General features: G+C 42.9%; 11 protein-coding genes. All 11 read left to right on the top strand.

All coding sequences use genetic code 11. The features are described 5' to 3' along the window. Window positions 1-31 precede the first annotated feature (31 nt). The 11 genes from RCH20_RS00960 to RCH20_RS01010 all read left to right on the top strand — a co-directional run bounded on the left by RCH20_RS00960 (window position 32) and on the right by RCH20_RS01010 (window position 15,942). Complete coding sequence (locus RCH20_RS00960; protein ID WP_327192267.1) at window positions 32-568, top strand: gamma carbonic anhydrase family protein; 537 nt, start codon at window positions 32-34, stop codon at window positions 566-568. A 53-nt stretch (window positions 569-621) separates the two neighbouring features. Further along, on the top strand, window positions 622-1,350 hold the full coding sequence (locus RCH20_RS00965) for an HAD family hydrolase (protein WP_327192268.1): 729 nt from the start codon (window positions 622-624) through the stop codon (window positions 1,348-1,350). 239 nt (window positions 1,351-1,589) lie between these two features. Further along, a protein-coding gene (gene prfB / locus RCH20_RS00970) for a peptide chain release factor 2 (RefSeq protein WP_327192269.1) occupies window positions 1,590-2,685 on the top strand; the annotation gives its coding sequence in 2 pieces (ribosomal slippage) (window positions 1,590-1,661 and window positions 1,663-2,685; 1,095 coding nt in all). Between the two features lie 161 nt (window positions 2,686-2,846). Further along, window positions 2,847-3,131 (top strand): pyrimidine/purine nucleoside phosphorylase, encoded by a 285-nt coding sequence (ppnP, locus tag RCH20_RS00975; RefSeq protein ID WP_327192270.1) that lies wholly within the window; start codon window positions 2,847-2,849, stop codon window positions 3,129-3,131. 903 nt (window positions 3,132-4,034) lie between these two features. After that, entirely contained in the window at window positions 4,035-5,819 is a 1,785-nt protein-coding gene (locus tag RCH20_RS00980; RefSeq protein WP_327192271.1) for an AMP-binding protein, read from the top strand. Window positions 5,820-6,005: 186 nt separating this feature from the next. Next, on the top strand, window positions 6,006-6,794 hold the full coding sequence (locus tag RCH20_RS00985) for an SDR family NAD(P)-dependent oxidoreductase (protein WP_327192272.1): 789 nt from the start codon (window positions 6,006-6,008) through the stop codon (window positions 6,792-6,794). 292 nt (window positions 6,795-7,086) lie between these two features. Beyond that, window positions 7,087-7,668, top strand: a complete 582-nt coding sequence (locus RCH20_RS00990; RefSeq protein ID WP_209956799.1) for a L,D-transpeptidase family protein — start codon at window positions 7,087-7,089, stop codon at window positions 7,666-7,668. Between the two features lie 376 nt (window positions 7,669-8,044). Further along, window positions 8,045-10,639 (top strand): ATP-dependent chaperone ClpB, encoded by a 2,595-nt coding sequence (clpB, locus tag RCH20_RS00995; protein WP_327192274.1) that lies wholly within the window; start codon window positions 8,045-8,047, stop codon window positions 10,637-10,639. Window positions 10,640-10,881: 242 nt separating this feature from the next. Beyond that, window positions 10,882-12,141, top strand: coding sequence for a PQQ-dependent sugar dehydrogenase (locus RCH20_RS01000; RefSeq protein WP_442793078.1), 1,260 nt, complete (start codon window positions 10,882-10,884; stop codon window positions 12,139-12,141). A gap of 237 nt (window positions 12,142-12,378) precedes the next feature. Further along, complete coding sequence (locus tag RCH20_RS01005) at window positions 12,379-14,028, top strand: BCCT family transporter (protein ID WP_209956801.1); 1,650 nt, start codon at window positions 12,379-12,381, stop codon at window positions 14,026-14,028. Between the two features lie 258 nt (window positions 14,029-14,286). Then, window positions 14,287-15,942, top strand: a complete 1,656-nt coding sequence (locus RCH20_RS01010; RefSeq protein WP_327192276.1) for a BCCT family transporter — start codon at window positions 14,287-14,289, stop codon at window positions 15,940-15,942. Window positions 15,943-15,995: the final 53 nt, after the last annotated feature.

A 15,995-nucleotide genomic window follows, 5' to 3' on the forward strand; every position in this document is an offset into this window, starting at 1 on the left:
GTGCTATCGACATAAATGACAAGGAGTCATTATGATTTACCAATATTTAGATAAAGTACCCGAGTTTGCCGTGCCTTTTAACGGTTGGGTTGCTGACTCAGCACGCGTTATTGGTGATGTTTATTTAGGCCATCAAGCCAGCGTTTGGTTTGGTGCGGTCATTCGCGGCGACAATGAGCGTATTCATATCGGTGACTATAGTAACGTGCAAGAAAACAGTGTCATCCATACCGACCAAGGTATTGAGGTCAAAATCGGCAATCATGTCACCATTGGTCATTTAGCGATGTTACATGGCTGTGAAGTCGGTGATAATAGCCTAATTGGTATCGGTGCGGTGATACTCAATAATGCCAAAATCGGTAAAAACTGTATTATTGGTGCCAAAGCGCTCGTTACTGAGGGCAAAGAAATTCCAGATAACTCACTGGTGATGGGTTCGCCTGCCAAGGTGGTCAAAACCTTAACCGATCAACAAGTAGTTATGATCAAATGGTCTGCACTGCATTATGCTGACCGTTGTCAGAACTTTAAGACTGGTTTAAAAGAGATTGAACAACCAGAGTAAACCTGTCTGAACTACTATAAACTTTATGATTTATGATCAATGAGACTTTTAATATGAGCACGTCTGCCACCAATACTGACACGCTATCCGATAATACGGACAATACACCGCGTACATTAGCGCTATTTGACTTAGATCATACCTTGCTAGACGTCGATAGCGATTATTTATGGGGCGAATATATTGTTACCCAGGGATTGGTTGATGAAGCTCAATACCGAACCGCCAACCAAGCTTTTTATGAGCAATACATTGATGGGTCGCTTGATGCCACCGAATATAATGAGTTTGTAGCCCAGTTTTTGACTACTCTGCCATTGGCGCGTTTGTACGCTATACGGGAAGACTATATTAAATGTGAGATTGAACCACATATACGTCCAAAAGCTCTAGCAGTGCTGGGTGAGCATTTAAAGCTAGGTCATGACGTGGTGATTATTTCTGCGACTAATGACTTTGTAGTGTCTGCCATTGCTGAACGTTTTGGTATCGACAACGTTAATGTCTTAGCTACGCCATTGGAGATTAAGGATCAGCGCTATACGGGTAAGTTACTTGATAAGCCTAATTTTAAAGAAGGCAAAATTTATCACTTGGATAAATGGCTTGATAAGCAACAAGCAGCGGGTATTAGCTTTGAGAAAACTTATGCCTACTCTGATTCTAAAAACGATATTCCACTACTTGAATGGGCAGATGTGGCCATTTGTGTGTCACCTGATGATGCCCTACACGCCCATGCGTTAGCGCATCGCTGGGCAGTAGAAGACTGGTCAATTTAGCTGGTCAATTTAGCAGAGCACTTTGATCTAATCTCATTTACAATATTGTCTTGCCGTCTGACTACTTCAAAACCGATACAGAGGGGCTATAGCAGTTTTTACTTAACCTTGCTCTCTCTGGCTTGTGCACAGCATCCCAATTTTTTTTACCATCTTCAGATCAATGCTAGCGTCTCTAATCAATACCAGCGTTAAGTAGCGATTTTTAATCATTATCAAATGTATTTATAGGAAAGATTATGGAAATCAACCCGTATCAAGAAACCATCAAAGACCTCGCCGAGCGTGGACAGGATTTGCGGAGGTATCTTTGACTTTGATGGCAAGCAAGAACGTCTAGAAGAAGTTAACTTAGAATTAGAAAACCCTGAGCTATGGAATGATCCAGAGCGTGCGACCAAAATTAATAAAGAAAAAAGCCATCTTGATAGTGTTATCGATGTGGTGGTGTCACTTGAAACTATTTTAGAAGACGCGTCTGTCATGCTAGATTTAGCAGTAGAGGAAGATGACGAATTATTGCTAGCGGATGTACAAGCTGAATTAGATAGCGCTGAAAAACGCGTTGCTGACTTAGAGTTTCGCCGCATGTTTAGCGGTGAAATGGATCCTAATAATTGCTACTTAGATATTCAATCGGGTAGTGGCGGCACCGAAGCGCAAGATTGGGCGGAAATGCTATTACGTATGTATACACGCTGGGCTGAGGCGCACGATTTTAAAGTTGAAGTGATTGAAGTGTCATCGGGCGGGGTCGCTGGTATCAAGTCGGCGACGATTGCGATTAAAGGCGATTATGCTTTTGGTTGGTTGCGCACCGAGATTGGTGTGCATCGCTTAGTACGTAAGTCACCATTTGATAGTAACAATGGTCGTCATACTTCTTTTGCTGCGGTCTTTGTATCACCTGAGATTGATGATGATATCGATATCGACATCAACCCAGCTGATTTGCGTATAGACACCTACCGCTCAAGCGGCGCAGGCGGTCAGCATGTGAACACTACTGACTCGGCGGTGCGTATTACCCATGAGCCTACTGGTCTCGTAGTGACCTGTCAAAACGAGCGTAGCCAACATGGTAATAAAGCGACCGCTATGAAAATGTTACGTGCTAAGCTGTATGAGCTTGAAATGCAAAAACGTATGGAAAAGCAGCAAGCAGTCGAAGATGGTAAGTCTGACGTCGGTTGGGGCAGTCAAATTCGCTCCTATGTGCTCGACGACTCACGCATTAAAGACTTGCGCACTGGTGTTGAGACCTTTAATACTGGCGCAGTACTGGATGGTGATCTTGATCGGTTTATTGAAGCCAGTCTTAAAGCAGGACTGTAAGCATGCAAGCTTTCAAAAGTAATAGTATTAATTTGCTTAAAAGCCAATAAAGTGTGATTGAGAGAAATTTTGTAGCCTCTGGAGCGACGTAGTCACACAGTAAGCTAGAAATATTTTAGTCAGTATCAGGTAAGTTAAACAAATGTAATTTAAGGAGTATTATGCCAACTGTTAATAATTATTTCGACGATAAAGTAACCTCTATCGCCTTTCAAACGGCAACTAAAACAGCCACCGTTGGTGTTATGTCGATTGGTGAGTATGAATTTGGCACTAGTGAATTTGAAACTATGAGTGTAGTCAATGGCGCATTGACGGTTAAATTGCCAGAGAGTGACGAATGGCAAACCTTTGAAACGGGTCAGCAATTTACCGTTGAAGCGCGGCAAAAATTCAACGTTAAAGTTGCGGTAGAAACTGCTTACCTTTGTGTTTATGGACAGTAGTACTGATGGTAAATAGTTTTTTAGTCTAGATTGAGATGATAAATAAAAACGCCAAACGTTTTACGCTTGGCGTTTTTCACGTTTACTTATGCCTAATATCTACTGATGCACAGCTGAGACCAAATGAGTAATTATAAATTCTTACGGTATTGCATTATATCAGTTTCAGTAGCGATACTTTTATACAGAGCACACGCTGGCGCATTGCTTTTTTGAGTGGTCCAATAAACACGGCGGCCACTTGTTTGACCCCTGCCGTCAAATCCGGACAACTGAACTTGGGAGATATTACCGAGCGCCCTAGACAGCCGCACCTGTCAAGCACTGGTCGCAGAAGTGGTCAAGAACGTCGCCGATGAGCTGGGAAACACGCCTACCGTGTGCATTGCTTTTTATAATCATCCGATTGTTATTGAGCAATTTTTAGCAGGGCAGTTTTTTGAAACTTACTAACAAGCCCGTCGTGGTCGCACTAGAAAGCATCAGCGCTTCGAAGAAAAGGCCTTGCTAGGGTTTTTAAGAACATTGTCATAATATAGTTGATTCAATTTAAAAAAGGTACAGTGCTACTGGCATGAATTTTTTGCAGCCTCTGTCACGCTTGCGAACAGCAAACAAGAAAAATTTATACCAGTGGCACATTGCTATTGCTATACATGACCCTTTTTTATTGTGAACTGACTATAGCTTATGGTTTGCTAATCATTGCATTACCAAGTGTTCTATCACTAACTATTGCATTAGTATCTATAAAAATGATACGTTACGTATTGAAATAGTAATGAAGTCACGGTATTAATAAGTAATTTTAAATATAATATGCCAAAATGGTTTATATCGTATAACCTATCTTTATGTTTCTGTATTTTATTAGTTCAAACTCTATCGCTAAAGGATTAGCTCATGACTACTACCTCTGAACATGCAACCCCTACCGCAGCGGCGGCTTCTAATTTGACCGACACCGACACTCAAAGCTCACATACTGAGCATTCAGTATCAGTATCAGCATCAACGCCCAAAAGCTACGCTGACTATTATAATAACTTTGATATGAATACGTTATTAGAAGAAATATTTGGTGCCCATCCTGATGACCGTTTAAATGCTTATATGGCCTGTTGTGGTCGCCATGTTCGAGATGGCCGCGCAGATAATATTGCCTTAGTTCATGAAGATACCGCAGGCAAAATGACACGCATGACCTTTGGTGAGTTGGATAATGCCAGTGCACAAGTGGCTAACTTATTGCAGTCTTATGGTGTGCAGGCAGGAGATAGGGTGGCCACTATGTTGCCTAGAACGCCTGAGCTATTGGTAGTAGTACTGGCCACATGGCGACTGGGTGCGATCTATCAGCCACTCTTTACCGCTTTTGGTTACGACTCTATCAAGTATCGTATGGATAAAGCCGAGACTAAAGTGGTATTCACCAATAATGACAATCGTGACAAGTTTAAAGACTTAGCGCAGCAAACCAAAATGGTGATGGTTGGCAGTCAAAGCGACAGTCAAACTTCGGGTGATGACAACTATTTTATTAAGCTGGCTGAGATAAGAGCCAAACAGCCGAAAACGACAGAACCTATTATTCTAGACACTGATGCGCCATTTTTGCAGATGTTTACCTCAGGGACGGTAGGTAAATCTAAAGGGGTCAACGTACCCTTAGCAGCGTTGCCAGCGTTTTATTTATATATGCGTTATGCGATTGATTTGCGCCAATCTGATAATTATTGGAATATGGCTGATCCAGGTTGGGCATATGGTCTGTATTACGCTATTACCGGGCCATTATTATTGGGTGTGACTACCTATTTTAATGAAGCCGGTTTTGACGCTGCTAATACTCGCGACTTTATGATTCGGCATAAAATTACCAATCTGGCCTCTTCACCGACCGCCTTTCGCATGATGAAATCCAGTGGAGTATTTGAAGCGTTCTCTACAGACGCTGCTAATAACGACAGCAATAAATTGTCATTACGTTGTGCCAACTCAGCAGGTGAGACCCTTAATACTGAAGTTGTCGGTTGGGTAGAGAGTCATCTAGGCTGCAAGGTCTGTGATCAGTATGGACAAACCGAGACTGGTATGACTTGCTGTGAGCACCATGCGTTAGAACATGAACGCCCAGTGGGCTCAATGGGCATGGCATTGCCAGGGCATACGCTAGTAATATTAGATGATGACATGCAAGTATTACCTGATGGCGAGCAAGGACAGCTTGCAGTCGTAGTCAGTCAATCGCCAGCGTTTTATTTCCGTGGCTATAGCTGGAACGAAAAGCAAGCCTTTGCTGATGATTACTACCTGACTGGAGACATTGTAGAGCGCCACCATGATGGCAGCTACTGGTTCTCAGGGCGTGACGACGACATTATCATGACCGCAGGCTACCGAGTGGGCCCTACCGATGTTGAAAATACCGTATTAGAGCATGAAGCAGTCGCAGAGTCCGCTGCCGTAGGCATACCTGATGAAGTACGTGGGTGTATGATAAAGTCTTATGTGGTGCTTAAAGACGGCATCGAGGGCAGCGATGAGATTGCTCAGCAAATCAAAAATTTGGTACGCGAGCGTCTATCGGCACATGCTTATCCACGTGAAGTTGAGTTTATTAAAGAGTTACCAAAGACCCCAAGTGGCAAGATCCAGCGCTTTTTGCTACGCAGTTTATCGGCGTAAACTATTGACTGACTATCGGCTGAATAATATTGTTTTATAGACTAAGCGTGCTTTTTAATAAGTGTTATTGAGTAGTAATTCTTTAAAATAGCAATTTTTTTCTTCAAAGTAGAGCTTATTAAAAATAAAGCTGCTTAGAATAGGCCATCAATAAAATACTAGACAATGATTCGTTAAGGGATAATGATGAAAATTCAAGACAATAGCTTTTTAGTGACTGGCGGTGCATCAGGATTAGGTGAAGCGGTTGTGCGTGCTATCGTCGCTCAAGGTGGCAATGTGGTTATTGCAGATTTGAATGAATCAACTGGGCAAGCACTGGTCAAAGAGCTGGGCGATACTGCGCGCTTTATGCGTTGTGATGTTACTAGTGGTGAAGAGGTGCAAGCTGCCGTCACTTTAGCCGAACAAGCATTTGGTGGCCTGCAAGGGTCAATCAACTGCGCAGGTATTGCTGTCGTGCAGAAGCTGTTAGATCGCGATAACAATCCAGCTGATTTAGATGCTTTTAGTCGTGGCGTCAATATCAATCTAGTTGGCTCTTTTAATGTGGCCCGTTTAGTCGCTGCTAGTATTGCAAGCCGAGTTGCAGCAGCAAAAGACAGTGGCGATACAGAAAAGAATGCAGATCAAGGCATCATTATTAATACTGCTTCCGTTGCCGCCTTTGATGGGCAAGTCGGCCAAGGTAGTTATGCGTCTTCCAAAGCTGGGGTTGTGGGACTAATGCTACCATTAGCGCGCGAGCTATCACGTCACGGCATTCGGGTGATGACTATTGCCCCTGGAGTATTTGCCACGCCAATGATGAATAGCATTCCTGAGAAAGCCCGTGAGCAGCTAGAAACGGCAGTGCCTTATCCTAAACGCTTAGGCGAACCTAGTGAGTTTGCCAAACTAGTAACCCACATCATTGATAATAGCTATTTAAATGGTGAAGTGATTCGCCTAGATGGCGCGATTCGTATGGTTTAGAGCTGGTCTAGCTAGATGCTCACCTACGTTACAACGTGAGACTCTGTTATTGTACTATTTGTACCGTAACAGAGTTTTTTTAGTATTTTAGTTGACTGGTTTTTATCATATAGAACTCATTACGTAGATTTAAAACTAAGACTAAGACTTATAATATAAAAGAGATCTGCTACGATTCATTCTGCCGCTATCTGATTTTATTTAACCAATCTGTACACAGTCTTTCATAGCGCTTTGATAGAGTGTTGCACTACGATTAATACCCTTAAATATTGGTTGTAAGGAAAGGCTTATGCTGTTTTTTTATCCGAGTGCTAGCAAAAATATGCATTGGCTACTCATTGCCATTGGCCTGAGTATTAGTGCGTTCATGAGTACCAGTGCAATAGCTCATGTAAAAATTTCGTCTGTCACTGCAAAAAGCTCTTCAAATGATAGGCAAGATAGGGCTGTTATTGATAAGGTATTCGTCGATAAGTCTGAACGCACTTTGCAGTTATTAAGCGACGATAAAGTGATTAAATCCTATCGTATCGCCCTAGGTGGTAATCCAATAGGTCATAAGCAACAACAAGGTGATAAGCGTACGCCAATAGGCCGCTATACTCTTGATTATAAAAACGAAAAATCTAAGTTTTATCGTTCTATTCATGTCAGTTATCCGAATGCAGCTGACAAGGCGCGAGCTAAAGCGCTAGGTGTTAGTCCGGGCGGTGATATCATGATCCATGGACAAACCAATGGCCGCGGTCATCTGGCGTCGGTCACTCAACAACGCGACTGGACTGAAGGCTGTATTGCGGTTACTAACGATGAGATGGATGACATCATGGCCATGGTAGAGTTGGGAGTAGCGATTGAAATCGTTGAGTAAGGCTGATAAACCTTTGAGCTTATAATAAATGTCCTATTCATTTAAACCTCGACACTCCTTAAGTATCGAACCCATCTAAATTTGCTTATCACTCAATATTTTCTCTTGAAATATTTCTTTAAAATACTCATTAATTATTTATGATTAAAAGGATTGCTACTGTCAAATCCATAAGCAGTTTTTATCATTAGTAATAAGTAATTTGCTTATATTTCCTACTTATACTGATAAGTAAATATTTATTATCCACGTGATGCAGTCCTTAGTTGAAATTCGACTTGACCTGCCATATATAAATAATAGCTAACAGTAAGCGGTAACCTCAAATACTTATAAAAACTCCGCTACTTAACCTTAATTATAGAAGGACATAATGATGAGATTCGAAAAATTTACTCAAAAATTGCAAACCGCTATTCAAGAAGCACAAAGTTTGGCACTAGGGCATGATCATACCGGTATTGATCCTGTGCATTTACTGGGCATATTACTGCAAGATGAAGCTAATTTGTCTATCTGTCAGCAAGCAGGGGCTTCTATCCCAGCACTGAAAAATGGGGTGGCAAAAGCTCTAGACAAGCAAGCGACTATTGCTGAGCCTACTGGAGACGTTAATCTAAACCCAAGCTCAGTAAAAATATTGAACCTTGCTGATCGCCAAGCACAAAAAGAAGGCGATGACTTCATCGCTACTGAATGGGTGATATTGGCATTAGCAGAGCAAGGCGAAACCAAAAAAATATTTGAAAGTGCTGGCGTGACTGCGGCCAAACTCAAAGTGGTCATCGAAGAGCTACGCGGTAACGAGACCGTTAACAACCAGAACGCGGAAGATCAGCGCGATGCGCTAAATAAATATACGATTAACCTGACGGAACAGGCTGAACTTGGCAAGCTCGATCCGGTGATTGGCCGTGATGAAGAGATACGCCGTACTATTCAAGTCCTGTCACGCCGTACCAAAAATAACCCAGTGCTCATTGGTGAACCTGGCGTTGGTAAAACTGCGATTGTCGAAGGCTTAGCACAAAAAATTATTAATGGCGATGTACCAGAAGGTCTACGTCGCAAAGAAGTCTTGTCTTTAGATTTAGGCTCATTGATAGCGGGTGCGAAGTTCCGTGGTGAGTTTGAAGAACGTCTAAAAGCGGTTCTCAGTGATCTATCCAAACAAGAAGGTAATGTGATCTTATTCATTGATGAGCTGCATACTCTAGTTGGCGCGGGTAAAGCGGATGGTGCCATGGATGCTGGTAATATGCTAAAACCTGCACTGGCACGCGGTGAGCTGCACTGTGTCGGTGCGACTACCTTAGATGAATATCGCAAATACATCGAAAAGGATGCTGCCCTTGAGCGCCGTTTTCAAAAAGTACTGGTCGATGAACCAACCGTTGAAGACACCATTGCCATTTTGCGTGGTCTCAAAGAGCGCTATGAGCTACATCATGGCGTCGATATTCAAGACAGTGCCATTATTGCCGCGGCGCGCATGAGTCATCGCTATATCACCGATCGTAAGCTGCCTGATAAAGCGATTGATTTGATCGATGAGGCTGCAAGCCGTCTGCGAATGGAAATGGACAGTAAGCCTGAATCTTTAGGGAAGCTTGATAGCCGTCTTATTCAACTAAAAATGCAGCGCGAAGTGCTCAAAAACGAAGAAGATGCCGGTGCACAAGCTGAGTTAAAATCACTAAATCAGCAAATCGATGAATTAGACAAAGAATACGCTGATTTAAATGAAATTTGGCAAGCAGAAAAAGCCTTGGTTAAAGGCAGCCAACAGCTCAAAGACGAGCTGGATAAAGCGCGTACTGCTTATGATAAAGTGAGCCGCGAAGGCGATTATGAAGCGATGTCTAAGCTGCAATATGAGACTATTCCACAGCTTGAGCGCCGTATTCATGAGTTCGATCTGGCTGAGCAAAAAGAGCAGAGTGACACACCCAGTGTTAAACTATTGCGTAACAAAGTCACCGACAATGAGATTGCAGAAGTGGTCAGTGCAGCAACGGGTATTCCGGTCAGTAAAATGATGCAAGGTGAGCGTGATAAGCTGTTGGCAATGGAAGAAAAGTTACATGAGCGCGTTATTGGCCAAGATGAAGCGGTAGAAGCGGTTGCCAATGCGGTGCGTCGTAGTCGCGCAGGCTTGTCTGATCCCAACCGTCCTTCAGGATCATTCTTATTTTTAGGACCGACAGGGGTAGGTAAAACTGAGCTGACCAAATCACTTGCTAACTTCTTGTTTGACTCTGAAGATTCGCTGGTGCGAATTGATATGAGTGAGTATATGGAAAAACACAGCGTCAGTCGTTTGGTGGGTGCGCCTCCAGGTTACGTGGGCTACGAAGAAGGCGGTGCGTTGACCGAAGCGATACGCCGTAAGCCTTATAGTGTGGTGCTGTTTGATGAGGTTGAAAAAGCGCATCCTGATGTGTTTAATATTCTATTACAAGTGTTGGATGACGGGCGTTTGACCGACTCGCAAGGTCGAGTGGTAGATTTTAAAAACACGGTTATCATTATGACTAGTAACTTAGGCTCGCATAAAATCCAAGAAATGGTTGGCGAGAGCTACGATGATATTAAAGCGGAAGTTATGAGCTCAGTCGGCGAGCATTTCCGCCCAGAGTTCGTCAACCGCATTGATGAGATTGTCGTCTTCCATGCGCTCGGTCAAGAGCAAATGTCGGGTATTGCTGATATTCAGATTGATCGTTTGCGTGGCCGTTTGCAAGAGCGCGAGCTAGACATTGCCTTGTCCGATGCGGCGATGAGTCAATTGGTCGCGGTAGGCTACGATCCTGTCTATGGTGCGCGTCCACTAAAACGTGCCATTCAACAAGAGATCGAAAATCCATTGTCTTTAAGGTTGCTTGCTGGTGATTTTGTGGCGGGTGACATCATCAAAGTTGATATTGGCGCTAACGATAAACTCACTTTCGATAAGCTGAGAATGAGTTAAGACTAGGCCCTTATTTAGTCTTTTAACGCTATTAGTCTTTTAACGTCAATTTTTTAATCTAAGATTGTAATACCGACCCCTTATTTGCACCAGCGGATAAGGGGTTTTATTTTTTTACCTCCTAAGCAATTCTACTGTGTTATAAATAAGTTGCGTTGTAATAAAAAACTGATACGGGTGAATAACTAATTTCGGGGACCAAAATGTTAATCAATACCAAACGTACAAGCGCTGTTTTGAGCATGATGGCACTATTATTTAGCACCTCTGCCTGCTCTAACCCATCAACGGTGAACACAGATACAGCAAGGGTGGAAAAGGCTGATAATAAACCAGCCAATAACATCCAGACATCTGACGATTCTATATCCGATGGGAAAACGCGTAACAATAAACCTGCTTTTACGACCCAAGCCGTCGCTAGCTTTGATGAGCCGTGGGCTATGACCGCGCTACCTAAAAATGATAATGGTAGTAGCTCTGAACCGCTCAAACTGCTAGTGACCCAAAAGACAGGGGAGTTATTCGTTGTTGACACTGATAGCGGAAGTAAGACGGCAATAGGCGGGGTACCTAAAGTCGCTTATGGTGGGCAAGGGGGATTAGGCGATATTATTCTTGCGCCAGACTTTGCAACTAGCAATATGGTATATCTAAGTTATATAGAAGCTGGTACAGGTTCTAAAAATAATACTTTTGGGGCTAAAGTCATTAAAGCCAAACTGATGGGGTTGAAGACCATGACACCAAGCCTGCAATCAATCGTCCCAATTTGGCAGCAGACGCCAAAAGTTAAAGGACAAGGGCATTATAGCCACCGTTTACTATTCTCTCCTGATGATGGACGTTATTTATATATTAGCTCTGGTGATCGGCAGGCAAAAGACCCCGCGCAAGATATGACTGTCAACTTGGGTAAAATAATACGGCTGAATTCTGATGGCTCTGTACCAGCAGACAATCCATTTGTTCGTAATACTAATACCAATGACATCACCCAGCAAGTTTGGACACTAGGTCATCGTAATGTACTGGGTATGGTCTTTGATAAAGCAGGCAAACTTTGGGTACATGAAATGGGTCCAAAAGGCGGGGATGAGTTCAATTTGATAGAAAAAGGCAGCAATTATGGTTGGCCTATGGTGTCTAATGGGCGTAATTATTCAGGCACTGATATCCCTGATCATGATACCCGACCTGATCTTGTCGCGCCCAAAATTACCTGGACGCCGGTGATATCGCCGTCCTCTATGAGTATATATTCGACTGGTAGCTATAATGACTTTCCGGCATGGCAAGGCAATGCGCTGATCAGTGGCCTATCATCTAAAGCGTTGATAGTGGTGAATTTGGCTGCAAGTAATACTACTAATAATACCCCTTATGAGCGTTATCGCTACGACATGGGTCAGCGTATCCGTGGTGTACTGGCGGTAGATGGTCAAGTGTGGTTATTAGAAGATGGCAATAATGGTAAGTTATTGCGATTGCTGCCTGATTAAATAAGGTGTTCACACGGCTGGCTCGATAAATTGGCCGATACTCAGAACCGCATATGTCGTAGCAAGTGTGGGATTTTTTGAGCGTTACTATTGTCAATAACGTATTATAATACTGGCGAACTTAACATAAGATATTGAAAATAAGTCAATTATTTTTATCAGGTTGGTTTTTGTAAAAAATTGATAATTAGTGGTTAGTTTGTTAAAGTGACTTTCCTTAAAATTTGAGATTAGAAAATGGATCATGTAAAAGTTGGTAGGTTAGGTCCGTTTCCGCGGGTGAGTAAGCCCGTTTTTATTACTTCAGCGTTACTTATCGTTGGATTTATTATTTTTGGTGCTTTTTTTACCGAGACTGCGGGTACGCTATTTAGCTTTTTACAAAACTTTATCACCGATAAATTTGGCTGGATGTTTATTATTTTAGTCAACACAGCGTTAATACTTTGTATTTATCTGGCAACGAGCCGTTACGGTGACATTCGTTTGGGGGCGCAAACTGAGACGCCGCAATACAGCCTGTTTTCTTGGATTGGAATGTTGTTTTCGGCTGGCATCGGTATCGGGCTGGTGTATTGGGGAACTGCTGAGCCGTTATACCATTTTATGGCACCGCCACTTGGTGAAGCCGAAACAGTTGAAGCCGCCAAGCAGGCCATGAGTATCTCATTTTTACATTGGGGACTACATGCCTGGGCGATTTATACCATAGTGGCCTTGTCTTTAGCTTACTTTCATTTTCGCCGTGGACTGCCTTTATCTATTCGTTCAACGCTATATCCAATATTGGGTAAAAAGATTTACGGTCGCTGGGGTCATATGGTCGATATCTTAGCGGTATTTGGTACCATGTTCGGCGTAGTGACGTCCCTAGGTTTAGGGGTCATGCAGATTAACTCAGGCCTCGAAGGGTTATTTGGTATACCAAACAACTTGACGGTGCAGTTTATTATCATTGCGTTTGTAACCGCCTTAGCTTGCGGGTCTCTGATGTTAGGTCTTGATAAAGGTATCAAGCGCTTAAGTGATATTAATATGGGCTTTACGGGTGTACTGCTCGCCTTTATGGTAATTCTAGGGCCAACACTATTCATTTTTAATAGCTTCATTGAAAATATCGGCAATTATCTAGTAGCCCTAGTACCGTTGTCAACATGGGGCGAGTCTTATAGTAATACCGACTGGCAGAGTGCTTGGACGATATTCTATTGGGCATGGTGGGTAAGCTGGGCACCATTCGTAGGGGTATTTATCGCGCGTATTAGCCGTGGTCGTACTATCCGTGAGTTTGTATTGGGTGTTCTATTCATTCCCATGTTGATTCTGTTTTTCTGGTTTACCACCTTTGGTGGTGTGGCTATTCATATGGAGCTGCTAGCCGCCCTTGACCCAGCATTGGTCAGTCCAGGATTGGTCGAAGCGGTACAAGCGGATAGCGGTAGCGCCATTTTTAAACTGGTTGAGTATTATCCACTTGCCAAGCCGATCACCTTGTTAATCGTAATTATGATTGTCCTTTGGTTCGTGACCTCATCGGATTCAGCAAGTTTCGTTATTGATATGCTGACCGCGGGTGGCGATACCAATCCACCGAAGATTCAGCGCTTATTTTGGGCAATCATGGAAGGCTTAATTGCCGCTATACTATTAGCAGCAGGTGGATTAAGTGCGTTACAAGCAGCCGCTATTGTCGCTGGACTACCGTTTGCTTTGGTAATATTTGTGATGATGTATGCGCTGTTGCGCGGCTTAAGTCGAGATCGATTGATACTTTATCGGGCGCAGCAGTACTTTATTACTGAGGAATCAGCAGATCATAACTCGGCTAACGAGTTCGTCGATGAGAAACTATTGAAAGGGCCACCTAAGCTTACTAAGGGGGACTAAAAACTGGTACCAGTTATTTTGTCAGTTATCTGATTAAGAACTTTATTAAGCAACGGCCAATGACATTGTTCTGAATTAAGAAGTTAATTCTCTATAAGTTAGTTGTAATGTACCGTTAACATTTCCATAACATTAAACCCTAAGGTAGCACGCCGCCTTAGGGTTTAATTGTTTTCAACCCGTTAATGTGTCTGACTAGATTTGATAGTTACTAAATATGTTGTTAAGGTATGCTCCTTAAAAATTTGAGATTACTACATGGATCATGTGAAAGTTGGCCGATTGGGCCCTTTTCCACGGGTAAGCAAACCTGTGTTTTTATCTTCGACAATTCTAATTGTCGCATTTATTATCTTTGGCGCCTTTTTTAACGATTTGGCGAGTGAAGTGTTTGGCCAAGCAAAAGCGTTTATTTCTCTGCGTTTTGGCTGGTTCTTTATTGTGGTGGTCAATTTAACTTTAGTTATGAGCATTTACATGATGTTTAGTCGATACGGTGATATCAGGCTCGGCCATCAGAACGAGAAGCCGGAGTATAACCTAGTATCTTGGATTGGCATGCTGTTTTCAGCCGGTATCGGTATTGGATTGCTCTATTGGGGTACGGCTGAGCCGTTATATCATTTCATGGCGCCACCATTAGGAGAGGCTGAAACGATCGCTGCTGCTAAGCAGGCAATGAACATCTCGTTCTTGCATTATGGTCTACATGTATGGGCTCTCTACGGAATGGTCGCTTTGTCATTGGCTTATTTTCATTATCGTCGCGGCCTACCACTGGCCATTCGCTCGACACTATACCCAATATTAGGTAAAAAAATCTACGGCCCATGGGGTCATACAGTCGATACTTTAGCCGTATTTGGTACCATGTTTGGGGTAGTAACCACCTTGGGTCTTGGGGTATTACAGATTAACTCAGGCCTCGAGACTTTATTTGGTATTCCCAATAATATTACTGTACAAATTGTTTTGATTGCCTTTATCACTATGCTAGCAGCGCTATCTTTGTTTATGGGGCTTGATAAAGGCATTAAGCGCCTAAGCGATATTAATATCTTTTTAACCATCGTGCTACTAAGCTTTGTGATTATTTTAGGGCCTACCCAGTTTATCTTTAACAGCTTTGTCGAAAATATCGGTAACTATTTACATCAGGTTATCCCGTTAGGTCTCTGGACTGAGTCTTATGACGGTAAAGATAATTGGCAGTCATCATGGACGACTTTCTATTGGGCATGGTGGATTAGCTGGTCGCCATTCGTTGGGGTGTTCATTGCGCGTATCTCTCGTGGCCGTACTATTCGCGAGTTTATATTAGGCGTATTATTGATCCCTATTACTATTCTGTTTTTATGGTTTACAGCCTTTGGTGGCGCAGCGGTACATATGGAAATGCTAGCGGCTGCTGATCCCAGTATGGTTAGTCCTGGTCTTATCGAAGCGGTACAAGCAGATTATGGTAGTGCGATCTTTAAGTTAATGGAGTCCTATCCCTTTGCACAACCTGTGACGCTACTGATCATCGTAATGATTGTACTGTGGTTTGTGACCTCGTCAGATTCGGCTAGCTTTGTCATCGATATGTTGACCTCTGGTGGGGATACTAACCCACCGAAGATTCAACGTCTATTTTGGGCAGGAACTGAAGGCGTTATTGCTGCGGTATTATTGGCAGCAGGGGGCTTAGGTGCACTACAAGCGGCCTCTATTGTCTCGGGCTTCCCGTTTGCTATTGTGATCGTGGTGATGATGTATGCGCTACTACGTGGCTTAAGTCGCGATCGTTTGATTCTGTATCGCAACCAGCAATGGTTCACTACTGAGGAATCTGCAGAGCATAACTCAGCCAATGAATTCCGTGATGAGCATTTATTAGAAGGCCCACCAAAAATTAATGAGCCCAATAAGTAACCGTTCTAAAAACGGCTAAAAATTAGTGTCAATAATAAAAAACCCAGCTTGTC

Origin of the sequence: Psychrobacter sp. PL15, assembly GCF_035984995.1 — a bacterium.
In the GTDB taxonomy this organism is placed as follows: Bacteria; Pseudomonadota; Gammaproteobacteria; order Pseudomonadales; family Moraxellaceae; genus Psychrobacter.

Excerpts from the sequence above, each read along its gene's own strand:
- ppnP (WP_327192270.1), top strand. The coding sequence starts at position 2,847 with ATGCCAACTGTTAATAATTATTTCGACGATAAAGTAACCTCTATCGCC.
- RCH20_RS01005 (WP_209956801.1), top strand. The coding sequence starts at position 12,379 with ATGGATCATGTAAAAGTTGGTAGGTTAGGTCCGTTTCCGCGGGTGAGT.
- RCH20_RS00985 (WP_327192272.1), top strand. The coding sequence starts at position 6,006 with ATGAAAATTCAAGACAATAGCTTTTTAGTGACTGGCGGTGCATCAGGA.
- clpB (WP_327192274.1), top strand. The coding sequence starts at position 8,045 with ATGAGATTCGAAAAATTTACTCAAAAATTGCAAACCGCTATTCAAGAA.
- RCH20_RS00965 (WP_327192268.1), top strand. The coding sequence starts at position 622 with ATGAGCACGTCTGCCACCAATACTGACACGCTATCCGATAATACGGAC.
- RCH20_RS00980 (WP_327192271.1), top strand. The coding sequence starts at position 4,035 with ATGACTACTACCTCTGAACATGCAACCCCTACCGCAGCGGCGGCTTCT.
- RCH20_RS00990 (WP_209956799.1), top strand. The coding sequence starts at position 7,087 with ATGCTGTTTTTTTATCCGAGTGCTAGCAAAAATATGCATTGGCTACTC.
- RCH20_RS01010 (WP_327192276.1), top strand. The coding sequence starts at position 14,287 with ATGGATCATGTGAAAGTTGGCCGATTGGGCCCTTTTCCACGGGTAAGC.
- RCH20_RS01000 (WP_442793078.1), top strand. The coding sequence starts at position 10,882 with ATGATGGCACTATTATTTAGCACCTCTGCCTGCTCTAACCCATCAACG.
- RCH20_RS00960 (WP_327192267.1), top strand. The coding sequence starts at position 32 with ATGATTTACCAATATTTAGATAAAGTACCCGAGTTTGCCGTGCCTTTT.